At 34.2% G+C, this 25,737-nt stretch carries 24 protein-coding genes; 11 read left to right on the top strand and 13 right to left on the bottom strand.

Annotated elements, in window-relative coordinates; all coding sequences use genetic code 11:
* Positions 1 to 75: 75 nt before the first annotated feature.
* Both Q0893_RS18390 and Q0893_RS18385 read right to left on the bottom strand, forming a co-directional pair.
* Positions 76 to 2,601, bottom strand: a complete 2,526-nt coding sequence (locus tag Q0893_RS18390; protein WP_299278505.1) for a PIG-L family deacetylase — start codon at positions 2,599 to 2,601, stop codon at positions 76 to 78.
* A gap of 94 nt (positions 2,602 to 2,695) precedes the next feature.
* A complete protein-coding gene (locus Q0893_RS18385) occupies positions 2,696 to 3,250 on the bottom strand; it encodes a thioredoxin family protein (RefSeq protein ID WP_299278502.1) in 555 nt (184 codons plus the stop codon).
* Between the two features lie 36 nt (positions 3,251 to 3,286).
* Here Q0893_RS18385 and Q0893_RS18380 point away from each other — a divergent pair, with 36 nt between their 5' ends.
* The 3 genes from Q0893_RS18380 to Q0893_RS18370 all read left to right on the top strand — a co-directional run bounded on the left by Q0893_RS18380 (position 3,287) and on the right by Q0893_RS18370 (position 5,565).
* A complete protein-coding gene (locus Q0893_RS18380; RefSeq protein WP_299278499.1) occupies positions 3,287 to 3,622 on the top strand; it encodes a tRNA-binding protein in 336 nt (111 codons plus the stop codon).
* A 3-nt stretch (positions 3,623 to 3,625) separates the two neighbouring features.
* Positions 3,626 to 4,537, top strand: a complete 912-nt coding sequence (locus Q0893_RS18375) for a bile acid:sodium symporter family protein (protein WP_298904620.1) — start codon at positions 3,626 to 3,628, stop codon at positions 4,535 to 4,537.
* Positions 4,538 to 4,608: 71 nt separating this feature from the next.
* Positions 4,609 to 5,565: a 1-acyl-sn-glycerol-3-phosphate acyltransferase gene (locus tag Q0893_RS18370; protein WP_299278494.1), complete on the top strand. Its 957-nt coding sequence runs from the start codon at positions 4,609 to 4,611 to the stop codon at positions 5,563 to 5,565.
* On the opposite strand, the gene Q0893_RS18365 is transcribed toward Q0893_RS18370, so the two are convergent.
* From Q0893_RS18365 to Q0893_RS18355, 3 genes are all read right to left on the bottom strand, one after another.
* Positions 5,560 to 8,058, bottom strand: a complete 2,499-nt coding sequence (locus Q0893_RS18365; protein ID WP_299278491.1) for a M14 family metallopeptidase — start codon at positions 8,056 to 8,058, stop codon at positions 5,560 to 5,562. The two genes, Q0893_RS18370 and Q0893_RS18365, sit on opposite strands and share 6 nt — an antisense overlap.
* Positions 8,059 to 8,145: 87 nt before the next feature.
* On the bottom strand, positions 8,146 to 8,550 hold the full coding sequence (locus Q0893_RS18360; RefSeq protein ID WP_298904614.1) for a PUR family DNA/RNA-binding protein: 405 nt from the start codon (positions 8,548 to 8,550) through the stop codon (positions 8,146 to 8,148).
* Positions 8,551 to 8,621: 71 nt separating this feature from the next.
* Positions 8,622 to 10,376, bottom strand: a complete 1,755-nt coding sequence (locus Q0893_RS18355) for an ABC transporter ATP-binding protein (protein WP_299278488.1) — start codon at positions 10,374 to 10,376, stop codon at positions 8,622 to 8,624.
* Positions 10,377 to 10,507: 131 nt separating this feature from the next.
* Between Q0893_RS18355 and Q0893_RS18350 the strand changes: the two genes are divergently transcribed.
* From Q0893_RS18350 to yajC, 4 genes are all read left to right on the top strand, one after another.
* Positions 10,508 to 11,611 (top strand): Glu/Leu/Phe/Val dehydrogenase, encoded by a 1,104-nt coding sequence (locus tag Q0893_RS18350; RefSeq protein ID WP_298904609.1) that lies wholly within the window; start codon positions 10,508 to 10,510, stop codon positions 11,609 to 11,611.
* Between the two features lie 137 nt (positions 11,612 to 11,748).
* Positions 11,749 to 12,660 carry a transcription antitermination factor NusB gene (nusB, locus tag Q0893_RS18345; RefSeq protein WP_298904606.1) on the top strand — a complete coding sequence of 304 codons (912 nt, stop codon included), beginning with the start codon at positions 11,749 to 11,751 and terminating at the stop codon, positions 12,658 to 12,660.
* Positions 12,661 to 12,785: 125 nt separating this feature from the next.
* Positions 12,786 to 13,286 (top strand): DUF1573 domain-containing protein, encoded by a 501-nt coding sequence (locus Q0893_RS18340; RefSeq protein WP_298904605.1) that lies wholly within the window; start codon positions 12,786 to 12,788, stop codon positions 13,284 to 13,286.
* 3 nt (positions 13,287 to 13,289) lie between these two features.
* Positions 13,290 to 13,580: a preprotein translocase subunit YajC gene (yajC, locus tag Q0893_RS18335; protein ID WP_298904602.1), complete on the top strand. Its 291-nt coding sequence runs from the start codon at positions 13,290 to 13,292 to the stop codon at positions 13,578 to 13,580.
* A 62-nt stretch (positions 13,581 to 13,642) separates the two neighbouring features.
* On the opposite strand, the gene Q0893_RS18330 is transcribed toward yajC, so the two are convergent.
* From Q0893_RS18330 to pepT, 3 genes are read right to left on the bottom strand one after another with little or no spacing between them, the layout of a single operon-like run.
* Positions 13,643 to 14,242, bottom strand: a complete 600-nt coding sequence (locus tag Q0893_RS18330; RefSeq protein WP_299278481.1) for a DUF1801 domain-containing protein — start codon at positions 14,240 to 14,242, stop codon at positions 13,643 to 13,645.
* A 5-nt stretch (positions 14,243 to 14,247) separates the two neighbouring features.
* Positions 14,248 to 14,616 carry a hypothetical protein gene (locus Q0893_RS18325; protein WP_299278478.1) on the bottom strand — a complete coding sequence of 123 codons (369 nt, stop codon included), beginning with the start codon at positions 14,614 to 14,616 and terminating at the stop codon, positions 14,248 to 14,250.
* A gap of 19 nt (positions 14,617 to 14,635) precedes the next feature.
* A complete protein-coding gene (pepT, locus tag Q0893_RS18320; protein ID WP_299278475.1) occupies positions 14,636 to 15,877 on the bottom strand; it encodes a peptidase T in 1,242 nt (413 codons plus the stop codon).
* A 113-nt stretch (positions 15,878 to 15,990) separates the two neighbouring features.
* Here pepT and Q0893_RS18315 point away from each other — a divergent pair, with 113 nt between their 5' ends.
* The gene (locus Q0893_RS18315) at positions 15,991 to 17,028 is read left to right on the top strand and encodes a quinone-dependent dihydroorotate dehydrogenase (protein WP_299278472.1); all 1,038 of its coding nucleotides are present in this window, start codon (positions 15,991 to 15,993) and stop codon (positions 17,026 to 17,028) included.
* 38 nt (positions 17,029 to 17,066) lie between these two features.
* Here the strand turns inward: Q0893_RS18315 and Q0893_RS18310 are convergent, their stop codons facing one another.
* Together Q0893_RS18310 and Q0893_RS18305 are read right to left on the bottom strand one after the other, a co-directional pair.
* The gene (locus tag Q0893_RS18310) at positions 17,067 to 18,818 is read right to left on the bottom strand and encodes a T9SS type A sorting domain-containing protein (protein ID WP_299278469.1); all 1,752 of its coding nucleotides are present in this window, start codon (positions 18,816 to 18,818) and stop codon (positions 17,067 to 17,069) included.
* A gap of 86 nt (positions 18,819 to 18,904) precedes the next feature.
* The gene (locus Q0893_RS18305; protein ID WP_298904584.1) at positions 18,905 to 19,849 is read right to left on the bottom strand and encodes a spondin domain-containing protein; all 945 of its coding nucleotides are present in this window, start codon (positions 19,847 to 19,849) and stop codon (positions 18,905 to 18,907) included.
* Positions 19,850 to 19,969: 120 nt separating this feature from the next.
* On the opposite strand from Q0893_RS18305, the gene Q0893_RS18300 reads away from it, so the two are divergent.
* Positions 19,970 to 20,569, top strand: a complete 600-nt coding sequence (locus tag Q0893_RS18300; protein WP_299278464.1) for a LysE family translocator — start codon at positions 19,970 to 19,972, stop codon at positions 20,567 to 20,569.
* Positions 20,570 to 20,607: 38 nt separating this feature from the next.
* Entirely contained in the window at positions 20,608 to 21,471 is an 864-nt protein-coding gene (locus tag Q0893_RS18295) for a hydroxymethylglutaryl-CoA lyase (RefSeq protein ID WP_298904578.1), read from the top strand.
* A gap of 34 nt (positions 21,472 to 21,505) precedes the next feature.
* Here the strand turns inward: Q0893_RS18295 and Q0893_RS18290 are convergent, their stop codons facing one another.
* From Q0893_RS18290 to Q0893_RS18280, 3 genes are read right to left on the bottom strand one after another with little or no spacing between them, the layout of a single operon-like run.
* Entirely contained in the window at positions 21,506 to 21,955 is a 450-nt protein-coding gene (locus Q0893_RS18290; protein ID WP_299278460.1) for a DoxX family membrane protein, read from the bottom strand.
* Between the two features lie 2 nt (positions 21,956 to 21,957).
* Positions 21,958 to 22,605: an HmuY family protein gene (locus Q0893_RS18285; RefSeq protein WP_299278457.1), complete on the bottom strand. Its 648-nt coding sequence runs from the start codon at positions 22,603 to 22,605 to the stop codon at positions 21,958 to 21,960.
* Between the two features lie 48 nt (positions 22,606 to 22,653).
* Entirely contained in the window at positions 22,654 to 24,681 is a 2,028-nt protein-coding gene (locus Q0893_RS18280; protein ID WP_299278454.1) for a TonB-dependent receptor, read from the bottom strand.
* Between the two features lie 161 nt (positions 24,682 to 24,842).
* Here Q0893_RS18280 and Q0893_RS18275 point away from each other — a divergent pair, with 161 nt between their 5' ends.
* Positions 24,843 to 25,733, top strand: a complete 891-nt coding sequence (locus Q0893_RS18275) for a DUF6607 family protein (protein WP_299278451.1) — start codon at positions 24,843 to 24,845, stop codon at positions 25,731 to 25,733.
* Positions 25,734 to 25,737: the final 4 nt, after the last annotated feature.

The following is a 25,737-nucleotide window of genomic DNA, read 5'->3' as shown; positions in this document are numbered from 1 at the left end:
AGTAAAATGCGATGATGTAGATAATATTGGCACAGAGTACAAGCGTGTACATCTTATTCCATTTGTATTTTTCCATTAGTTTTTAATTTGATTAGTTTGATTGATATCATTTTTACCTAAAGACAACATATTTGCAAATAGTCGGTATGCTCCTGAAACTCCTGCCGGAAATTCTCTAAAAAAGCTAAGTCCTGTATATATGTAATGCCCTTTACCATGATTAGCTACTAATAAACTTCCAGTTTTTGGACTTTCGCCATTGTCATTCATAGATAGGATAGACGTAAACTCTGGAGCCCATTCGTTTGGAAAGTATAAGCCACGTTCCTGCGTCCAGCCTTCAAAGTCATTCTTTGTAATTTTATTCGGAAAGTTTAATACTTCATGGCTTGTTGCTAGCAATCTAACATCGGCGTTCTCGTCTGTTACTCTATCTCTTGATAATTTTAGATCATAAGGAGCAATTTGATCTACTTTAACACGATGACTCGTATTGTATTGAACAATCATATTTCCGCCTTGAGCGACATAATCGAATAATAACTGCTGTTTGAATTTTAAATCCTCAACAGTATTATACGCTCTAATGCCAACAACAATAGCATCAAAACGCTTTAAGTTTTCTGATGTAATATCTTCTGGTTTTAATACAGCAACGTTATAACCAATTTGTCTTAGACTTTCTGGTACTACATCTCCTGCACCTTCAATATAACCTATGCTTTCGCCACGTTTTTTAATATCTAATCTCACAATCTTACTTTCGCTAGGCAACAGCACTGTTTGAAGTGGGATATGATCATAATCGATTTCAATGAGTTCTTTAGTGTATATATTACTTCCCACATGAACCATTGGTGTAAATAAACCTTCACTTTGCTCTTTTGGTGGAATTACGGTAAATATGAGGCGTTGTTCTTGACCTTTATCGCTTATGTTTATTTTTTGTTTATCTGGATACACGCTCCAATTGTTTGGATGCGCTAACTGTACATAACCTTCTAAGCTATCACGTCCAGCCTTAACAATAACTTCAATATCACGTTGTGTGTCTGAGTCTAGGATAATCACTTTTTCTGATATTTTTGCTGATGCTTCAGGGATAATTTCGAAGGGCTTATAGACTTCTCCTTTTACAGGGTCATTGGTTTTATAAACAATGGGTTTTGTAAATGAAATAGGAATATTGGCAATACTCAAATTGAATTTGATGTTTAATGCCCTTGGCGTTTCGGGTTCTCCAATAAGGTTTTTATCATCTACACTATACATACCAAGACTACCTTTTTTTGTTAGCCAATACGGTGTTGATACTTTTTCATTTTTACTGATCTCTAAAGTCTCTCTGAAATTAAAGCGAGCATTATTTTCTAAGGCTAAATTCTTCTCAATGGAGAGTCCGTTTGGGTTAATGATGTTCAATAGTGTAATATTGGCATCACTTCTATTAATAACCTCTAAATTAAGATTTACTGAAGAGCCAGCTGTAGCATGATTTGTATTTGCCGTAGCCTCAAGGTATAGTCCAGCGCAAGCGGCTATAATGTCTTTTATTTCTTTGGTTTTAAGCGTTTTCCAATGAGAATCCTTTAAGTTTTGAATGGCATTATATCCTCTTACAAGTTCGGGAATCGAAGCCGAAGGGTTTTTAAAATCAAAATTGTTTTGCACAGCATAAAGGATATCTCCAATCGCATTTCCGCCTTCAATTCTATTCCATGAGGTGTCTATGCCTTCAAAAACATTAGTTTTATCAGAAGGTAAATCTCCCTTAATTAATTCTATATATTCTATTTGAGAGCCACGTCTTCCTGTACTTCCAAAACCTTGTGATTTGTGTTGACTTCTACTTAGCGCGGCAATTTCAGGATTACTTAATCCGTTACTAGGAAAGTAAACGCCTGTGTCTATTTGTAATAAATCGCTTTTGTCTGCTTTTTCAAAGTTTTCATGACTTCCATAGAACCACCATCCTGTATTAAAAAATAGACGCTTAGGTTGCCATACATCAACCATCGATAATTGATTAGGATAAGCATTTTTATTTCCAACCAAATCAAAGGCTTCAATACTCAACATTGCAGAACTGGTATGATGACCATGTGTTGTTCCTGGATTTCTGTGATTAAAACGATTGATAATTACATCTGGTTTGAATTGCCTGATAGCTAAAACCACATCACTTAATACCTGTTCTTTATTCCAAATGGCTAAAGTTTCATCAGGATGTTTTGAGTAGCCAAAATCGTTAGCTCTAGTGAATCGCTGTTCTCCTCCATCTGTACGTCTTGCTGCCAATAATTCTTGTGTTCTAATGACACCTAAAAGTTCTCTAATTTCTGGACCAATTAGGTTTTGCCCACCATCTCCACGTGTTAATGATAGGTAAGCAGTTCTAGCTTTAACTTCATTAGACATATAAGAAATGAGGCGTGTATTTTCATCATCAGGATGTGCAGCAACATAGAGAACCGACCCTAAAAAGTTTAACTTTTTTATAGATTCATGAATATCTGAAGCTGTTGGTTTTTTAGGTTGTTGCGCTATAATTAGCGATGTAGAAAAGAGCAGTAAAAAGAGTAAACGTAGTCTTGTTTTCATTATAAAATAGTTAGCTAAAACCAAATATAATGAAGTCTACTAGCGCAAGAGTTGTTTTTAGTTTTTCTTTAACGTAACATTAGGAAAACCTTATCTATTTCCATTTAATATTACAACCAATGCTTGGTTTTTGTACTTCAGAAATGGGATTGTTTTTAAGAAGATTATCGAGTGTTTCTCTCATGTTTTTTCCGGTAACAGGTTTCCCGTTTCCAGGTCTCGAATCATCAAGTTGTCCTCGATACACAAGGTTAAGGTGTTTGTCAAATACATAGAAATCAGGAGTGCAAGCGGCATCATAAGCTCTTGCAACCTCTTGTGTTTCATCATATAAATACGGGAATATGAAATCGTTTGTTATGGCGTTTTCTTTCATGAGATGCGGAGCGTCGTCAGGATAATTGACAACATCATTACTAGAAATAGCAATAGTATTGATTCCTTTAGAACTATAATCTTTAGCTAATTTTGATAGTTCATCATTTACATGTTTTACAAACGGACAATGGTTACAAATAAACATGATAATGGTACCTTCTACTCCTCGTGCATTTTCTAGTGATACTAAACTATTATCTACCGTGTTTATTAATTCAAAATTTGGAGCTTTCGTTCCAAGAGGCAACATGTTTGAAGGAGTCAAAGCCATAATGTAAATGTTAAGATTAATTTGTATGTTTAAGGAATGGATAATATAATAACTTTCGAAGACTTTACAAAGGTTGATTTGCGCGTTGGAACTATTATTGAGGTGCATGATTTTCCTGAAGCTAGAAACCCAGCATACCAGCTTACCATTGATTTTGGTGATCTGGGAATTAAGAAATCTTCTGCTCAAATTACGACACTTTACAAAAAAGACGATTTGATGCAACGTCAAATAGTTGCTGTTGTCAATTTTCCAAAAAAGCAAATAGCAAAGTTTATGAGTGAATGCCTAATTCTTGGTGCAGTTGATGGTAAAGACGTGATACTTTTAAATCCGCAACAACGCGTTAAAAATGGCTCAACAGTAGCATAATAGATGGAGCAGTTAGACCATGTAAAAATTAACTTTGATAGTAATGGCCTTTGGGTATTAAATATCGCTTTGGCTGTTGTAATGTTTGGTGTGGCGTTAGGGATTTCTATAAACGACTTTAAATCATTGCTAAGGCAGCCCAAGCCCGTATTGGTTGGAGTACTATCACAATTTGTGCTTTTGCCATTACTTACGTTCTTGATTATAGTCGTCCTTAAGCCACAACCAAGCATTGCATTAGGCATGATGATGGTGGCGGCTTGTCCAGGCGGGAATATATCTAATTTCATGACACATTTGGCCAATGGAAATACAGCTTTGTCGGTAAGTTTAACAGCTTTTGGAACCTTATTGGCAATTTTAGTAACGCCCTTAAACTTTCAACTATATGGGAATTTATATGAGCCAACTAGACATCTTTTAAAAAGTGTAGAACTGCAACCCTTTGAACTTGTAAAACTGGTATTACTTATTTTAGGCGTTCCTCTATTAATAGGTATGTATGTGAGGTATAAAAATGAACGTATTGCAAGCAAGATTTCAAAGGTTTTAAAACCCTTATCTATTGTGGTATTTGTGGCGATCGTAATTATTGCGTTCTCTAAAAATATGGATGTGTTTAATAACTATATTCATTATGTTCTGCTTATTGGAATAGGTCATAATTTTCTGGCCATATTATTAGGTTTCTCTGTGGCTAAGACCTTTAGGTTGTCTTTTAAGAATCAAAAAACTCTGGCTATTGAAACCGGTATTCAAAATTCTGGATTAGGCTTACTTCTTATTTTTACATTTTTTAGTGGGTTAGGAGGCATGGCAATTATGGCAGCATTTTGGGGTATTTGGCATATCATTTCAGGCTTGATGATTTCGGTTTTATGGAGTTGTAAATCGCCTAAAGTTGTAGACGTTTGAGACAAATATGGTTACATAGCATGAGGGCTTATTTACGCCTAGGTCTGTTTTTTTATTTTAAAAAGATAGAGGTGAAACATGCCAATCGAATTCCGAAAAGTGGAGCTGTTTTATTTCTTGGAAACCACCAAAACGCCTTACTTGATGCGTTATTAATTGCAACAAAAAATGGTAGGTTTTCCTATTTTTTAACAAGAGCGAGTGTTTTTAGTAAACCGTTAATAAGTAAGGTTCTTAAAAGTTTATTAATGCTTCCCGTATACCGCATTAGAGATGGTTGGTCAAATTTAACCAAGAATAATAGGGTCTTTTCGAAGAGTTCAAAACTGCTTAGTGAAGGGCATGCGATTACCATTTTTCCAGAAGGTAGTCATAATCTACGTAGAACAGTACGTCCATTGAGTAAAGGGTTTACCAGAATTATTTTTGAAACATTAGAAGCGTATCCTGATACAATAATTCATTTAGTTCCTGTTGGATTGAACTTTAAAAACGCTACCAAATTTGGAGATTCTACTTTAATTAACTTCGGAAATGTGATGTCTATAGATACGTGTTCTATTGAAGATAAAAGCGCGCGCGTTTTAGAGCTTAAATCGAAAGTATTCGATCAACTATGTAAATTAACAACACATATTGAAACCGAAAACTATGAACAAACTTTAGAAGCACTAGAGGTTATGAATGTTGATTTTTTGAAACCAGAACGCGTAAATTCTTGTATTGCTAATAATTTTAGCTCTTGTGAGAAAGGACAATTAAAAAAGGACAGCCCGTTAAAAGTGCTGTCCAAGTTTTTGCTAATACTATGTTTGTTTCTACCTTATTTTATATGGAAAAAAGTGGCGCAACCAAAAATTAAAGAAATAGAATTTACAGCAACGTTTAGATTTGCCATAGCTATAACATTAGTGCCTATTTTTATCATAGTCATAATGCTAATACTCACATTGTTAATGCAGTTTCAAATTGCATTACTCTATTTAATAATTGTCCTTGCCTTAGCGCTAATTTCGATCAAACTATAGTTCTTCTCTAAAGAATATGGCATTCATCAAAAGTTTGTTAGTACCATACCAAAACGCTCTAAAGTTGGTGTTATCCGTAAATACCACAACGTTTCCGTTACCTAATCGTTTTACTTTAAAAGGCACAGTTAGTGATAGACTATCTAAATTCGGTTTTGATATATAACCACTTAGCAACGGGTTTTTAGTATATTGTATTGGATTATTATAGCTTTGCTTATCAGCTTTCATAAACATGGTATTGTTTCTAAATAAAGCAATTTTATCATTTTTATAACCAAAATTTATAGGGTGAGAGCGGTCTTGTTCAGCTTCAAAAATTGCTCCACCAACAACTTGAGCACCATTATAGTTTCCACGTTGTTCAAAAGAAATATCTGTGGCTTGTCGTTCCATCTTTTTAAAATCCAGTTTGATAAATTCGTTTCTCTTGAGCCAATTTAGAGCACTTCTATAGCCAATTAGTGTTCCGCCGTTTTGAACCCATTCTTTAAGTTTTTTTGTAGCATCAATAGAACCGCTAGGTAAAATGATGGTATTGTACCTACTTAAGTTTACACGATTTAATGATCTCGTATCTAGTTTAGTTAGTCTCATGTCATAACGTTGATCGAATAAATGCCATATTTCACCAGCATCATAGCTTCTAATACCATCACCAACTATAATCGCAACTTTGGGCTGAGTTAATGCTCTAAATTGATTGCTTCCTAAATCGATGCCTTCAGTTAATCCTGTACTCACTGCATCTATATGGATGTGGCTGTCTTTAGCAACACGCTGTAAAAAAGCGTAGAGATCATCTATAGATTTATTTTGGTTTTGAACAGGAATTAAAATTGTTCCATAGTCATATGTTTTTCCATTCATTGAAAATTGTTTCATGCCTACTTTAGCACGTAGTCCACTTTCCAAAATTTTGTTGAGAGCTTTAGGCGCATAATATTCATGCCATTCCATGAGATATGCATAATTACTTTTCCCAGATACAGAGCCTTCATTTTGGTTAAGAATGTCAATTCTTGCACCTGCGTTTGAGGTAGAAATATCTTCAGAATAATCTAATCCAAAAGCCAGAGGAAATGTCCATGCAGAGACATCATAAAATAAACTATCCTGAAATTTAGTGCGCGTTTCAAACATGGCATTAATTAAACGCGTGTTTTTTTGATTTTTAGGAACTATATAGGCGTATCCCTTCTTAAAGTGTTTTCCGTTACTGTCAAAGTCTGCTTTGAGGTCATGAAATTCGATGTGGTGTCTCTTCAATATTTCAGCTAAATGATAGGTTTTAGCCCCATCTTTCTCATCACCAAATACAATGCCTTTACCATTCTCCTTAGATGCTTCATTTCTGGCATTTTTGTAAAAATCGTGCTGATATTGAAGGATTTCACGTCTCATGTTCTTTCCAGCTTCGAGTGTTGATAAAGCTGCAGTGAATTGATTTTTAATGGTAAATGGGAAGGTTAAAATCCCATTGTCACTTTCCTGAATATGACCACGAGAGCTGGCTTGTTCGAATAAAATTCCGATACTTCCGTTAATATCAGGAAATGTTGATCCTTTTCCGTAGTAAAAATCATCAAAACTTTCTTCTGTATAATACAGAGACCCTATCTTATCAAAAGCCTTTGCATGAAAATTACCAATACTTTTCGTTAATTCTTGATTTAATTTTGGAGTTAAAGGGTGCGTTCGAGATGGTATTCCTGGCTGAAAAAAGAAACTAGCATTTGTACCCATCTCATGATGATCAGTCAATATATTTGGTAACCATTTATGGAAGCTTGCAATACGTGCTTGAGATTCTGGCAGTTGAACAGGGAGCCAATCTCGGTTCATATCAAACCAATAATGATTTGTTCTTCCACCTGGCCAAACTTCTCTATATTCTCTGTCGTTAGGATCTGGATTCAGATTTTTACTTTTATTAGTGTTTGCCCAATAGGCGAAACGCTGTAAGCCGTCTGGGTTCAATGATGGATCAAATAAAATAACAGTATTGTCTAGTAAGTCTTTGACATCTTTGCTTTCGGCTGCCGCCAAATAATAAGCAACCAGCATAGAAGCATTTGAACCACTAGCTTCATTACCATGAATTGAAAAACCTTGATACACAACAATAGGCATGTTACTTGTGTCTACAGAATTACTTTCGGTAGCAGTTATATGCTCACGTCTTATGACGTCTAAATTATTTTGATTTGATGGCGATGTAATCGTGAGAAGGAGCAGAGGTCGTCCTTCAAAAGTAGTGCCTCGATTTTCAATACTAACTCTATCTGAGGCTGCTGCTAACTTTTGCATATACTGAACTAACTTGTCATGAGTAATATGCCATTCTCCAACCTGATGACCAATCACAGATTCTGGGGTTGGAATCGCTTGGTTATAGCTTGTGTTTTGTGGAAGGTAATATGATAAATCGGGTTTCGATTGTGCATTAAGTTGAAAACAGCTTAATACAATTAGCAGAATAGTTAGTCTCATATTTAGGTATTGATTAGATAGACCATAAAAATAAAAAAACCACTACTGATAAAGTAGTGGTTTAGTATAATTTAACAAAAGAGGCTCTTATATGTCCTCAAAATTGATGTCTGTAAACTTTTCGGCAGAATCCGAATCTGTTGAAGACTCATTACTTTCTATTGCATCATTGTTAGATGACGAATAGTCTTCTTTTTTAAAATCTTTTTGATGGCGTTCACTAATCACTTCGTCTCCCTTCTCAGCGATTATGTAATCGGTCATTTCTCTCAAAATCTCATTAAACTCAGAAAAGTCTTCTTTGTACAGATAGATTTTGTGTTTTTTGTAGTGAAACGACCCGTCATCGTTAGTAAATTTTTTACTTTCTGTGATGGTAAGGTAATAATCTCCAGCTTTAGTTGCTCTAACATCAAAAAAGTAGGTTCTTCTTCCTGCTCGTAATACTTTTGAAAAAATTTCCTCTTTTTCCATCATTCCGTGATCACTCATAGCTAATTTTTTATTTTTTTGTTTGATTGTGCATCAAAAATCTAAAAAAAAAGATTAGTAAACAACAAAAATTATAATTCTTTTGTGCTGAGTTGTTTTAAGTAGAGCTCTTTGTAGTAACCATCTGTGTTTACTAACGATTCATGAGTTCCGTTTTGAATAATTTTACCATCTTCAAGAACGATAATCTTATCTGCATCTTTAGCAGAAGACACGCGATGACTCACAATTATGGTTGTTTTACCTTCAGATATTTTACGAAGACTATTAAGAATTTTTTCTTCAGTTTCTGTATCAACCGCCGACAAACAATCATCAAATAACATAATTTCAGGAGCCTTAATAATTGCTCTTGCAATTGAGATACGCTGTTTTTGCCCACCAGATAATGTAATACCACGCTCACCTAGCTTGGTTTGATAGCCTTCGGTGAAATTTAAAATATTTTTATGAACATCAGCATGTTTGGCCGCAGCAATCATTTCTTCTTTGCTAGCGTTTTCTTTTCCAAATTTGATGTTGTTTTCAATGGTGTCTGAAAATAAAAAAGCATCCTGAGGGACGTATCCTATATGATCTCTTAAACTATTTAGGTGTATTTGATCTATGGTTATACCGTCAATAGAGATTGATCCTTCTTGGACATCATATAACCTTCCAATCAAATCAAGAATAGTTGATTTTCCCGAACCGGTTTTTCCTAATATGGCGAGGGTTTCACCTTTTTTGATTGTAAAACTCACCTTATCGAGTGCCCTAATATTTGTGTCTGGAAATGTATACGTCACATTATTAAATACAATATCTCCTTTAATATGAGAGGCCATTGTGTTTTTATTTTTTATTTCAGGCTCTTGCTTTAAAAATTCATTAATACGCTTTTGAGAGGCTTCTGCTTGTTGCACCAAATTGGTTACCCAACCAACAGTTGCCACAGGCCAGGTAAGCATATTTACATAGATAAGAAATTCTGCTATAGTACCTATGTCTTTAATTTCTCCATTTATATATTGCATACCACCAACATAAGCCACCAAAATGTTACTCACACCAATAAGTAAAATCATAGATGGAAAGAATAAAGATTGAACTTTAGTTAAATCAATTTGCTTTCGTTTACTCTCTTCGGAAAGTGTATTAAATTCGTCGTAATTACTTTTTTCGAGACCGTAAGACTTAATTACAGAAATACCACTAAATGATTCTTGTGTATATGTAGATAAATGTGATAAATATTCTTGAACAATACGACTGCGCTTATTGATAACTTTACTGAGTTTATATATAATAAACGACAAAATTGGTAATGGTAAAATGGTATATAGCGTGAGTTTTGGAGCTACACTAAGCATATAAATAAGGGCAACTATAAACAATGTAACTGTATTTATAGTATACATAATCGCTGGTCCACAATACATACGTACCTTACCAACATCTTCACTAATTCTATTCATTAAATCTCCAGTTCTGTTGGCTTTATAAAAATTTAATGACAAGTTTTGATACTGTTGATATACTTCGTTTTTTAAATCGTATTCAATATATCTCGAGACATTAATAATTGTTTGGCGCATTAAAAACGTAAACAAACCAGTTATAACAGCTGCACCAATGATATATAAAATAATAGGGGTTAGTTCTGCTTTGAAAGCCTCTTGGCTAATTTCTCCTTTAGAAGTTTTGGAAATAATAGTAATGGCTTTACCCAAAAGTTGAGGGATAAAGAGCGCAAATATTTTTGCACCAATAGTAATTAATATACCTAATAGGAGTCTACTACGATACTTATAGAAGTACTTATTAATATGTTTGAGTTCTTTCATCTCTTATTTTGACCCTTGATTTTTAGGAATTTGACATTTTAACGTCTTAATTTTTGCTAATACTCCAATATTGAGTTATTTTTGCACGCTATTTTACGTATAATTTAAAATAGATTTAATCTACAATTCAAATGACATCAGACGTTATAAGTTCAAAGGAACTTTCTAAAATAGATCCAGTTTTTGGACAATTATCTTTCGATAATCACGAGCAAATTGTTTTTTGCAACGACAAAGATACTGGATTAAAAGCAATAATTGGTATACATAATACAGTTTTGGGACCTGCACTTGGAGGAACAAGAATGTGGGCTTATAATAACGAGTGGGAGGCCCTAAATGATGTATTGCGATTGTCTAGAGGGATGACATTTAAATCGGCAATAACCGGACTCAATCTAGGTGGAGGAAAAGCGGTTATTATTGGTGATGCCAAGACCCAAAAAACACCAGAATTAATGAAGAAATTTGGTGAGTTTGTACATTCATTAAGTGGCCGATATATCACAGCAGAGGATGTAGGGATGACTACAGCCGATATGGATACAGTAAGAGAAGTAACGCCTTATGTTACTGGGATTTCAGAAAGTAAAGGAGGAGCAGGAAACCCGTCCCCAATTACAGCCTATGGAGTTTTTATGGGAATGAAAGCTGCGGCCAAATTTAAATATGGAAGTGAAATTCTAGAAGATAAGTCTGTATTTGTTCAAGGTATAGGACACGTAGGAGAGTCTCTGGTAGAACATTTAACAAATGAAGGCGCTAAAGTAACAATAGCAGATATTAATGAAGAACGTTTAGAAGAAGTACGTTCAAAATATGATGTTACCATTTACAGAGGAGATGATATTTATAGTGAAGCTATGGATATTTATGCACCTTGTGCATTGGGAGCAACAATTAATGATAGTACTATTAATAAATTACAAGCCGATATTATCGCTGGAGCAGCCAATAATCAATTAGCAGATGAGTCAAAACATGGAATATTACTCCAAGAAAGAGGAATTTTATATGCACCAGACTTTTTGATTAATGCAGGAGGAATCATTAATGTTTATGCCGAGTTAGAAAACTACGGAAAACAAGAAATTATACGTAAAACTGAAAATATCTATAATACGACTTTAGAAATTTTTGAAGGTGCTAGACAAAATAATGTGACAACAAATGTATCAGCATTAACTATAGCGAAAGAACGTATAGCTACAAGAAAAAAAGAACAAAGAAAATAGTTTAAATCCCTGTTTAAATATTTCTCTAAATTTAAAATAATAGTATTTTTGCAAAGCGAAAGATATATTTCTTTCGCTTTGTTAATTTTTAGCTCTTTGGAACCATGTTAAATAGACGACACATTCGTATTAAAGTTATGCAAACACTTTACGCTTCAAAAGGTAGCGAAAGTGATAACATCAAATCCAATGAAAAATTTCTTCTGAAAAGTCTAGATAGCATGTATGATCTGTTTTTAGCTCAGCTATCATTACTTATTGAAGTTCATAAAAAATCGAAAGATCGATTAGAGAAAACACAACAAAAGTTACTCGCTACTCACGAAGAGAAAAATCCTAATGCCAAATTTGTTAACAATGAAGTGTTGGCTATTTTAGGAGCCAATGAGATCTTAAATGAACGTATTGAAAATCAAAAGGAAAATCCATGGTATTTAGATTTTGAATATATAGATGTCATCTTTAAAACTATTTTAGATAGTGATTTATATAAAGATTATATGTCTACCAAAACGTCTACATTTAATGAGGACAAGAATTTCATTATAGACATGTTTACAGAAATAGTTGCTCCAAACGACAAGTTATATGACTATTTTGAAGATAAACGTATTACTTGGCTCGATGATCTCCCTGTGGTCAACACAGCGATTTTAAAGTTACTTAAGAAAGTAAAGAGGTCTTCAGAAGGAAAATTCTTTTCCCCTAAATTATTCAAGGATTTAGAAGATCGCGATTTTGGACTAGAATTGTTAAAGAAAACGACTTTAAACCAGTCTGGTTTTAATGATGAAATCGCTACAAAAACGAAAAATTGGGATGCTGAGCGTATCACTCAAATAGATACAGTATTAATGCAAATGGCCATTTGTGAATTTCAAAAGTTCCCGTCTATACCTGTAAAAGTAACTATTAATGAGTATTTGGAAATAGCTAAAGAATATTCAACACCAAAGAGTAGTAACTTTATTAATGGAATTTTAGATAAAATTATTAAAGAGTATACATTAGAAGGAAAACTTAACAAAGTTGGGCGAGGTCTACTCTAACTTTCTAGGTTTTATAGGCAATAGACTGTTAATGTTTTGTTTGAAAATGCACTAAAAATTTTAATTAGATGAAATAATTAGTACATTTGGCTTCTCGAATCAACAATAATTTAAAAATCATAGCAATGAAAAAAACAATTTTAGCGTTAAGCGCATTATGTTTAGTAGCGTTCACATCTTGTAAAGAAGATGCAACAGCAAAGATTAATTCTGATAATGTAGCTGCTGCTGCCGAAAGAGATGCAAGCTCTCAAGATTATCCAGTAATTTCTTTTGATGAAACTGAACATGACTTTGGTACAATAGTTAATGGTACTGCAGTTGAAACGAAATTTAAATACACTAACACAGGTAAAACACCTTTAGTTGTAAGTAATATCAAAAGTACTTGTGGATGTACTGTACCATCAGATTGGAACAGAGATCCTTTAGCACCAGGTGAATCTGCTGAATTTACTGTTAAGTTTAACGGAAAAGGAACAAACCAAGTGCAAAAATCAATTACATTAACTACAAACACTGAAAAGGGTTCTGAAATAGTTAAGATTAAGGCTTTTGTTCAACCAGATCCAAACGCAGCATCTAAAAAAGCTGGTTCTGCATCAATTAAACCTGTAGGGAAATAATTTATGGGATCAATTGGAGATTTTTTACCTTTTATTTTAATGTTTGCTGTGGTGTACTTTTTTATGATTGCACCGCAAATGAAACGAGCAAAACAAGAAAAAGCGTTTGCTGCAGGATTAAAAAGAGGTGATAAGGTTGTAACAAAAAGCGGTATGCATGGTAAAGTAGTTGACCTTAACGATAAGGACAATAGCTGTGTTATCGAAACATTGGCTGGTAAAATTAAGTTTGAACGTTCTGCAATTTCAATGGAAATTAGTAGAAAACTAAACGCTCCAGCAACCACAAAATAGAATATACTATTACAACAATAAAAAAACTCCGAAAGTTACTTTCGGAGTTTTTTTATTTATTCTTAGCAGTTTTTATACTTGTCATTGAGCCCAACACCTTGAATAATCATTGGTGTTATTTTTTCTAATCGCGATTGTTTAGTCGCCTCTCTTTTAGCTTCGGCTATGTATTCGCAATATTCTCGCTGTTTTCCTGGCGTTAAGGTTTTAAAACTGGAGTCCAATTGAGAATTTCCTTTAAATGCCACCTCTAATTCCGTAGGAATAATCACGTCTTTAGCTTTGCGTACTGGCTTTATTTCTTTTCCTAAACGTTGGTTTTCAATAGACTCTTTTACATAGTTTAAAACGGCAGCTTTATTAATGTCTGTTTTAGAATCAAATCGCATTTGTCGCAACGCTTTGGTTTTATTCTCTTGAGCATTGATAAGGAGGTTATGCTCGTCTTTTAAAAAGACCCCTTGGTGAAACCATAAGCAGAAATGATTTTTAAAGGCACCAATACCCAAAACGTTTTTTCCACTAAGACAATAAGTGGGCATGCTCCATTTAACCGTTTCTTCAAGCTCTGTATCATTAATGATGTTACGAAGTATCGTAAGTTCTTCTGCAAAGTGCGGATTCTCTTCTATATACTCTTCTACCGAATGAATTTTTTTCATAGTGCTTAGCTTTTATATAATCTTTCTTCTCGAATGTCTCCAATATGATAGTAGGCAATGACCTTATCTATAAGGTTATTCTTAAAATAATACCATTCGCTAACGTCCAAACAAAAATCAGGTCCTTGTCTTGCCGTATAATGTACGCAGGCACTTTCTAATTTATATAAAGTGTCTTGCAATTCAAAAGAATACCCCAAGAATTTAGTTTCATTTTCCTTTTCCTTTTCCTTTATTAAATCAATATATGCCTTTTTCCCTTTTACTATTCCAAAAGGGCTAGTATGCTCAAAACTATATGTAATTGGTAGGTTCATAAAATCACCAGAATTCCATTTTTCAAACCAGATGTTTACTAATTGTTCCGAATTCATACCAAAATAAAATTATTATTTATCTCGCCTTTTCGGCAGTTAACTCTGCAATTTTGCATATGACTTCGGTTGCCTTAATCATACTTTCTACTGGAACGTATTCATAACGCCCATGGAAATTATGACCGCCTGCAAAAATATTAGGGCAAGGTAATCCCATATAACTCAATTGAGAACCATCTGTTCCGCCTCTAATGGGTTTAATTAATGGTTCAATATGTAGTTGTTTCATAGCTTCTTCAGCAATATCAACAATATGCATTACTGGTTCTACCTTTTCTTTCATATTAAAGTATTGATCTTTAATATCTATAGTAACAACCTCACGCTCGTATTGCGTGTTAATATCGTAAGTTAGTTTTTCCATAACTTCTTTTCTTGCTTCAAAATGCGCTTTGTCATGGTCTCTAATAATGTACTGTAAAACGGTTTCTTCAACCTTACCTTCAATACTATATAAATGAAAAAAACCTTGATAACCTTCCGTGTGTTCTGGTGTTTCCATTCTTGGCAGAGCGTTAATAAATTCTGTAGCTATATACATAGAATTTACCATTTTTCCTTTGGCGTATCCAGGATGTACAATTTTACCTTTAACAGTTACTTTTGCTCCAGCAGCATTGAAGTTTTCATATTCCAATTCTCCAATTTCACTACCATCCATCGTATAAGCCCAATCTGCCCCAAACTTTTCAACATCAAATTTATGAGCCCCACGACCTATTTCCTCGTCTGGCGTAAACCCAACCTTTATGTCACCATGTTTAATTTCTGGATGTTGAATTAAATATTCCATCGCCGAGACAATTTCTGTAATTCCAGCTTTATCATCAGCGCCTAAAAGTGTTGTACCATCAGTCACAATTAAAGTCTGACCAACATAGAGTAATAAATCTTCAAAATAACTTGGAGAGAGTACAATATTAGCTTCTTCATTAAGGAGAATATCTTTGCCATCATAGTTTTCTATAACCCTTGGTTTAACATTGGCACCAGTAAAATCTGGAGATGTATCAAAATGAGAAATAAAACCTATGGTTGGTACTTCGTGTTCAACGTTACTTGGCAAAGTTGCCATAATATAAGCATTGTCGTCTATATTCACATCTGTCATTCCTATAGAAATGAGTTCTTTAACCAATGCATTAGCTAAATCCCATTGTTTGGCAGTACTTGGTGTGGTGTCACTTTTTGGATCAGATTCGGTATCTACAGTAACGTAACTAATAAAACGTTTCGTAATATCTTCTTTGGTAATCATATAGTTTAAAATAAGTTTAAATGTTGATTAAAATACTGATGCATAATTAATCAAGCGAAAGTTAGCGATTATATTCAAAATCTGTAGTATTTTTGCACCAGAAAAGATTTCCTATGTATAAGCTTTTGCTAAGACCACTATTATTTTCTTTTGATCCAGAAAAAGTACACCATTTTACCTTTTCATTAATTCGAAATTTTTCCAAAATCCCTGGCATGACGTCGATTTTTAGAAGTTTGTATGTCGTTAGTGATAAACGTTTAGAACGCGAATTATTTGACTTGAAATTTAAAAACCCTGTAGGACTTGCTGCCGGATTTGATAAAAATGCCGTGTTGTACAACGAGCTCGCCAATTTTGGTTTTGGTTTTATTGAAATAGGAACAGTAACGCCTAAAGGTCAAGTAGGCAACCCTAAAAAACGACTCTTTCGGTTAAAGGATGATCAAGGAATCATCAATAGAATGGGCTTTAACAATGAAGGATTAGAGGCCGCTGTCTCTCAATTAAAGAAGAATAAAGGTAAGCTCATTATTGGTGGAAATATTGGCAAAAACACAAATACAAAACCTGAAGATTATACAGAGGATTACTTAGAGTGTTTTAATGGGTTACATCCTTATGTAGATTATTTTGTTCTTAATGTAAGTTGTCCAAATGTTGGAAGTCATGCCAAATTAAATGACAAGGATTACTTACTAGAACTTATTTCCGAAGTGCAAAAAGCAAATGTCAAATTTGACAAACAAAAACCCATCTTACTAAAAATTGCTCCAGATTTAAATAATAATCAACTAGACGAAATCATAGCACTTGTAAATGAAACCAAATTAGATGGAGTTATTACGAGCAATACGTCTATAGACAGATCGGGTTTAAAAGCGTCTAATGAACGACTTACTGAAATTGGAAACGGAGGATTAAGCGGGCAGCCTATTAAAGCAAAATCTACGCAAGTTATAAAGTATTTGTCTGAAAAAAGCCAAAAAGCATTTCCTATAATTGGAGTAGGAGGTATTCATTCTGCACAAGATGCACTCGATAAAATTGAGGCAGGAGCAGATTTGGTACAAATCTATACAGGCTTTATATACGAAGGCCCTAGGTTGATAAAGAAGATAAATAAAGCACTCATAAAAAAAGCGAATTGAAACCAATCAATTCGCTTTTTTTATAGTTGAGTTATCCCTTAGTTTTTAATAAAAGGAATCGTATTAGAACTTGTGCCTTTAGTTATTTTTAAGTAATATACACCTTCACTAAAACGTTCAGTTGGAATTCTTAAATCATCCATTTGAGCAATTGCTTTAGTGGTCACTACTTGCCCTAACACATTGTAAATTGTGTAAGCATCGGGTAAATTATTAGTGTTTGCTAATTCTATATTTAAGACATTAGTTGTAGGATTTGGATATACCGACACTTTGTTGTTATCAAAGTAATCGTCTACACTTAAAGCATTGTTTGCCATATAGGTAAGTTCTCCAGAGCCATAAGCACCTCCAGTAATAATTGTACTACCTTCTAAAGTTGTTAATGTATATGATCCTGCACCAGAGGCACAACAAATACCATCACCATAACTATCAATGATTTCAAATGTATAACATTCATTTGTGGCCACAACGAAGTTTTCAGTGAATGTTTGGAAATCATCTATGCCTTCAGTATATGTTGGACTGGAGTATAACGCGATTCCATTACTATCTTTTAAATTCCATGAAGTTTCGGCTGGCCAATCATCTGTGACTAGCGTTAAGACGATTTCTGTGGTAGATATGTCTTCGCCTCCAACTTCTATATATTCTTGATAGACTTTTGTTAAAGAACTTGATCCATTTGAAATTGTAAGTGTTACATCATATGCGCCAGCATTGGTATACATGTGTGATGGATTTTGAGTTGTATAATCTACGATGTCATCACCATCAACATCCCATTCCCATGAGGTTGCACCAATACTATTGTCTGTAAAATCTACATCTAAAGTACTGCTACAATCTCTTGTAAAGGTTGAGGCAATATCAACATTAAAACTAGGACAAGCCATAGCCGCTCGCGAGGCTTGATAAATTCCATATATACGGGCATATTGCTGCGGAGAGAACTCGTCACGACACTCTTTACGAGAGTAAGACATTATGTTTCTTGGGGCAGGAACAAAAGAATCTCCATTGGCATCTGTTGCACCTCCAACATAGTTACATGAAGAGGTGACGTTTCCATAACCCAATTGAGGATCTGCTGGTGTATCACAAATAAAGTCGCCATCGGTATCGCAATTCGAACCATCTACGAGTTCTGTAGTTTGTGCACCATTCGTTGGTCCATGTGTATGAGATAAGGCAAAGAAATGACCCATTTCATGAGGTAAAGTACTACCATTAGTGGCACAATTGTTATTCATTAAAATCGTCTCTGGACCACCAGGGAAATAGGCATAACCACATAATCCTCCTCCAGATTGACTGCTTACAACGGTATTAGCAAAATAAATATTAATAACATTGCTAACATTATTTGCACCTGTAAGTGCGGCTTCCTGATTTGTTTCGTAGTCGAAATAATTCGAATCGTCTATATAGTTAATACCATCACATAAAAAGAATTCTAATAAGGCATTGGCGTAAAACGCATTCATGTTGGCTATTGCAGCATTTAACTGAGCTGCTGTAAGTCCGCCAGTACCATCGGTATTTCTAATAATATGTGCTTTGATTGGCACAGAACTTATAGCTGTGGACGAACGCCCTTGAGCTACTTTTTGGAAATATTCAGCTTCGTACTGTCTTACTTCTGGTAATAGCTTTTTAAAATAAGATTCTGATTCTGCGGTAAATACCGTTCCACATTGTTCATCGTGTTGCGCCATTGCGTTAAAAATACAACAGAACAAAGTTAAAAGTAAAAGTGACTTTTTAATTGGGACTCCCTTTTTCATAACAAAATTAGTAGGTTAAATATGCGGTAAACATATCAAAAAATCGACAAAACACCAAAATTAACCGATGAAATGCAGTTTGTCTTTTAGTTGATCACTACTTTCTTTGTAGATTCTGAACCATCTTCAAGAACCAATCGTACCAAATAAATTCCATTGTTTAATTCACTTAGATCCATACGAACCTGATCGTCAGAATTTTTATTTTCTATGTGAGATACGCTCTTACCTAATATATCATAGACGGTAGCTTCTTTCAAGGCATTGCTACGTTTTGTGTTGATATTAAAGATACCATCACTAGACGGATTAGGAAATAAAACCACTTGATTGATATCTGCCTCATCAACACTTAGAACCTGATTTAAAGTGATAGTCATCGTTCCGATAGGTTTATCATTAAACGGGCTCACATTTATTAATGAAGATACAGGTACAAAACTTGGTGTTGTTGGTTGGTCACCAGCTGTATAGGTAGCTCCACTATCAGTACCAGCATCATATGGGAATAAATCCAAAATGATTTCGTTTCTCCAAGTATTGCCATCTCTAAGATTGATGCTATTTATAGCAATCATCCAATCTGGGCTTGGAGCAATCATAGATACTAAACTCAAAAGTGGATAATCTGAACTTACAACAACGTTGCTTAATGTAGCAGAACTTATAGCAGCAAAAGGAGAAAATCCTTGTTGTAGCCATTGATTTGCATTTGGTTCATTATTAACTTCTGTCATTAAAGCGGTATTAGCCCCAAATTCGGCAACATTTTTAATACCAACAGAAGCTAGAGTTCCCATTTCAACCATAGTATAGTTGCTGTTGTGAGTTGCGCCAACTAAATTAGACCAGTGCGCATTTCCTGGAATGGCTGTTGTACTATTCCCTTTAACAGGATCTGCGGTTTCAGTTGCCCAATTACTGCTAAACGTAATATTATAGCTCGCTGTTGACTGTGCAAAAACAGCCGAAGTGACGAGCAATAAAGATAGTGTGCATAAAGATTTTAAAGCTAAAGTAATTTTTTTCATAGTGATGTAGTTTTTTATTTATATCGTTAAGTCGGAAATATATGCCCATTACTTACACTAAATTTTAATTATTTTTATAAAAATTTTCTTAAGCTGAACTACGACCTTCTTATATCATTTATGTTAGCCACTTCTGCGCTGGCAATATCACCTGGACCAGATAATATTTATGTACTCATGCAAAGTATCGTAAATGGCAAAAAATATGGATTGGCAACGGTTGCTGGATTAATCTCAGGATGCTTGGTACATACAACTTTGGTGGCTTTTGGAGTGTCGGCAATTATCAAAGAAAACGATTATTTGTTTTTCATAATCAAATTATTAGGAGCTCTCTATTTAATCTACTTTGCCTATAAGGTATTTATGTCTAGCGATGAACTGAGTTTGAGCTCCGATAATATTCCGAAGAAAAGTATGACGCAGTTATTTAAGCAAGGGTTCATAATGAATGTACTCAATCCTAAGGTATCTATTTTCTTTTTGGCCTTCTTTCCTGGATTTTTATTTAGTGAAACGATGAGTACAGTAGTACAATTTTACGTTTTGGGCTTACTTTTTATGTTTGTTTCTGCAATAATTTTTTCTGGAATAGCGCTTTTGGCAGGTTCAATTTCAGAATATATCAAAAAGCATCAACGGGTTGGCTTCTATCTTAAATGGTTGCAAATTGTTGTGTTTGTTGGTATTGCTATCATCATTTTTACTTCGGAAAAATAACAAGTTCAAAACCATCTTAATTAGTATCTTTGGGCTAAATGAACAAAGCAGTAAAAATAATTGAATGCCCTCGTGATGCCATGCAGGGTATTAAGGATTTTATTCCAACGGAAAAGAAAATACAATACATTCAATCTCTTTTACGTGTAGGTTTTGACACAATCGATTTTGGAAGTTTTGTTTCACCTAAGGCCATTCCTCAAATGGTTGATACGGCAGAAGTTTTGTCACAATTAGACTTAAGCCAAACCAAGAGTAAACTGCTCGCCATTATTGCAAATACTAGAGGAGCAAATGACGCATGTAAACATTCAGAAATTGATTATTTGGGTTATCCGTTTTCAATATCAGAAAACTTTCAAATGCGTAATACACATAAAACAATTGCGCAATCTGTGGTGACACTTTCAGAAATTTTAGATTTGGCGAATGCTCACAATAAAGAAGTTGTTGTTTATATTTCTATGGGATTTGGTAATCCTTATGGTGACCCATGGAATGTTGATATCGTAGGAGAATGGACTGAGCGTTTAAGTAATATGGGTGTTAAGATTTTGTCACTTAGTGATACAATTGGTAGTTCTAATCCAGAAAGTATTGACTATCTGTTTTCAAATTTAATTCCGAAATATCCAGACATTGAGTTTGGAGCACATTTACATACAACACCAACGACCTGGTTTGAAAAGGTTGATGCGGCTTACAAAGCAGGATGTAGACGATTTGATGGCGCTATTCAAGGCTTTGGAGGTTGTCCTATGGCAAAAGATGAGCTTACAGGTAATATGCCAACCGAAAAAGTATTGTCTTATTTTACTTCAAAAAAGAACAATGACTTAAATGCAATGAGTTTTGAAAGTGCTTATAACGAAGCGACGAAAATTTTTACGGCTTATCATTAAAACATATACCCTCGCAGTTATGCAAGGGCTTAAATTATAAGGGCTTTATCCAAAGTAAATGTTTCCATTTATCTTTTTCTTTGAGTACCAAAACAACGTTTGTTAAAAATAAAAACCCTGTTTGTAACAACTCTCCGATGTCATCTGACTCTAAAAACAGATGAAACAAGAAAATATGTAATGTAATTGGTAATAAAAATAAAGCACCTATAAAACCAGTTCCTTGCGCAATTAATAAGAATCCGAAGAGAAGTTCGCATATACCTAATACTTGCCAAAAATAACCGGTTTGCTTGGCTCCATTTATATAAAGTACTTTTTGTAATGTACTATGATGCCCTGCTGCTGTAAACTTTTGGGCTTTTTGAACAACTTCAACAGGTTGTGGATTGGGGGTTTCAAATTTTTTAAAACCACCATAGATCATAAAACCACCTAAAACTAAGCGTAAGATGATATATAAAATACGAATTGATTTGGCCATAATTAGAACGTTATTGTATTTAGATTTGGTTGATATACATAGTTAAACGTAAAATATCTACCTTCATCAGTCATTGCATTTGGATTAGCGGGAGCATCTTTGTAATAGCTTAATATTTCTACTTTGGCATATTTTCCATCTCGCGTTCTAAAGACTAATATTTTTCCAGCAATTGGTGTAATTAAAAATGCTTGAGGATTATAAAAATACCAACCATTTTCGCTACCTGTAGCTATAGCGTAACCAGATTCAGAATCTTGAATGAACAAGTTCGTGTCTACTTCAGTGATAGAAGGGAAAGTCCCATCTACAATATAGGCTGCGGCATTACCTGTTCTGGTTGGCTCATCAGTTGTACCTAAAGATGAACCTCCATTTACAATGATTGTAGTTCCTCTAAATGCTATATCCCAATTTGTATTACTATTTGTTGTTTGCCCTGTTGAGAAATCAAATTTGGTAAATTCTCCAGTTATAGGTTGTCCTTGTCCACCAGATTGAGGCGCATGTAAATTAGTGATTGTTTGAGCTTCTATTTCTAATAGAGGCATTCCGTTTTCGTCATCGCTATTACATGATGACATGCCTATACATAAGGCAAGTAAGATTAAAAATCTAATAGATGTGTTTTTCATAGTAATGATGTTCATTTGGTGGTTTTGGTTTGAATAGTTCATGGTTTTCATGTTGTTTATGTATTAAAATTGAATATTAAGTTTTCCGTATATAATTCGACCAGCAATATTGCTGATGTTTTGAGTGTCTGTGAAGTTTAGTAGATTGTCTATGCCAAGACCTAGTTTAAAGTTTTTATAGAACGTCTTGTTAAAGGCTAGGTCTACAATGGTATACCCAGAGACAAAGTCGTCGTAATCGTCTAAATACCCATTTCCATTAGTATCAAACAAACCATACTTACTTCTGTAAGTTGTTCTGATATTAGATTCTAAATTCCATTTCGGAATGGTATAAAATAGCTTGATATTGGCCATATGCCTAGAGCGATTATATAAACCGAAATAGTCACTTTTGTTTAATTGAAAGGCTGGGGAAGTGGGTGAATCTCTAGCGAATACCTCGCCATTTTTAAAGGCCTTTTCAGCTTCAATATCTTTAGCGTAAAGCAATTGGTAACCTGCCGATACTTTTAGTAAATTACTAGGTTTCCAATGTGTGTTAAACTCTAGTCCCTGGGTGTAAACCTCGTTAATATTATAATAGCTAAAGACATTTTGACCGTTGGTTTTATTAGCAATAATTCGTGTGTCTATTAAGTTATCAATGTTATTCCTAAACATATTTATATTGCTTGTAATTGAGGCCGAAATTTTATAGTCCACTCCAATATTTATAGACGTGGAATTTTCTGGGTTGATTTGATTATTAAATTCGGAAATAGGAACAATGATATTCGCAATTTGGCCTTGAGCTTCTAATGCAGTTATGGTAGCTGGAACAGCATTATAACCAAGTACGGTATATCCTACTGTGGCATTGGTAAAGTCAAAATATAATTGCCTAAAATCGGGTGCTTTAAAACCATACCCAATAGAACCTTTAAAGGCAAGTTTCTCGTTAAACACATACCTTATTGCTCCTTTCGGACTAAATTGTGATTTGTACTTGTTGTGATTGTCAAATCGAGCGCCAAGAAGGAGGTTTAATTGTTTTGTTAAGTTGGTATCATACTGAAGATAAGCATAAGGAGAATTAAAAATAGGTGCTTCTGTAAAATCAGTACGGTTTAAGCTTTCATGTGTTATGCCTATACCTGCAATAAAGCCATTATTTTCATTTATATTGTATGCTATTCTATATTCAGGTCTAAGCATTAATTGATTGAAGAAACTATTGCTAAATCTAGAGCCATCATTTTCATTGAGATATTCATTGGCTTTATAACGAGATGCATAGAACTCCAAGTAGCCGTTCCATTTTTCACTGTAAGTTTGATTTAACTGAAGATGCGTATTCCATTCTTTAATAGTACTTTTTCCTCTCAAAGTTTCTGTTGCAATAACATCTTGATTTTGGGTGTAATACCTGCCAGAAACGAACATGTTAATTGCATCAGAAAAGTCATAAGTTAATTTCGTATTGAATGTATAGTTATGAAAAGGATCGACAGTATTGAGATTATCATTTTCAATGAGATCATAACCACCACTGCTGTATCTATTGATGAAAGCTGAAATACCGAGTTTGTTCTTTTTATAATTTATAGACGTACTTAAGTCGTTTGTATTGAAGCTACCGAAACGGTTATTTATAGAACCATTAAAACCAGTACGTGGCTTTTCGGTAATGATATTGATGACACCTCCAAGTGCTTCGTTGCCATACAAACTAGATGATGCCCCTTTTACGATCTCAATTTGTTTGATGTTACCAACTGAGATCCTGCTTAAATCTAAGGTTCCTGCAGATCGACCAATTAGTGGGACACCATCTATTAGTATTAAAGTGTATTGCGCGTCTAAACCTTGTAACTGTATGCCTTCACCACCTCCAAAATCAGGAACAGTTATTAGACCTGTTTGCTCATTTAAAATGTCATTTAAACGTATAGAATTAGATCGCTCTATGTCCTTTTTGCTTACAACTTGAGCGGGTAGAGGGAGTGATGATAATTGCCTAAGAGTTCTAGTAGCAGAAATGAAGACTTCATTTAGTGTTTCTACTTTCAGTGAATCTTGTGATGTGTCTTTTGTTTCCTGAGAAAACATTTGAGTTATAAAAAAAAGTGAAAAATAAATGCTGAAATATTTTTTATTTAGAATCATTCTTAATTAAATTTGTCGCAAATATATAAGTTATTTTAATTCAATCTAAATAAGAATAAGAATATTTCAATTTTTTTTTAATCACAAAAACAAACACTTTAAAAATGAAACAATTAGCCATTTTTACACTATTAAGTATTGCATTTTCGTTACAAGCAAATGCTCAAAGCAAGAAGAAGAAAGACAAGCAAGCCATTAAAGAAATGTGCGGCTGTTATGAAATAAAATTTAAGTACGCCGAGACATTTTCTCCAGATATAGCCTATGAAAAGGCTTATGATTATAGGGCTTCTGCCTTAGAATGGGCGGAGTTAGTAGAAGATAAAAATGACAAAGTTAGCATTCAGCATTTACTCATTGTTAATGATACAATGGTCGTTAAACATTGGCGCCAAGATTGGGAGTTCGAGAATAAAAGAGTTTTCAACTATGAATCTAAAAATACCTGGAGTATGACAGATCTTTCTAAGGATCAAGTTAAGGGACAATGGACACAAAAGGTGTATCAAGTAGATGATAGCCCTCGATACTCTGGCTCCGCGACTTGGATTCATGCAGATGGAAAACATTACTGGGAAAATAAAATAGATGCTCCGCTTCCAAGACGCGAATATTCAAAACGAGATGATTATAATATCATGGTTAGAGGGAATAATGTACAGCTTACAAATTATGGCTGGTTGCATGAACAAGATAACGATAAGGTTATTCGAGAAATAGGAAAAGAGGATGAACTATTAGTACAAGAGAAAGGTTATAATATCTATAAAAAAGTAGCAGATGATGAATGTAAAATAGCCAGAGATTGGTGGAAAGAAAATACAAGACTTTGGAAGAAAGTGAGACAAGAATGGGACACTATTTTTGCTGAAAATAGCAAAGTTGAACTAAAAAATAAAGTTGATGATAAACGATTATATCAATATTTATTTGCTTTAGATAACGATGCCACCAATGACGAGATTAGAACAATCCTTAATAAATTTTTGAACTAGCCAA

The organism is uncultured Psychroserpens sp. (assembly GCF_947494225.1).
GTDB lineage: Bacteria > Bacteroidota > Bacteroidia > Flavobacteriales > Flavobacteriaceae > Psychroserpens.
Note: the sequence above shows the minus strand (reverse complement) of the source record. Positions and strands in the feature narration are given on the sequence as shown.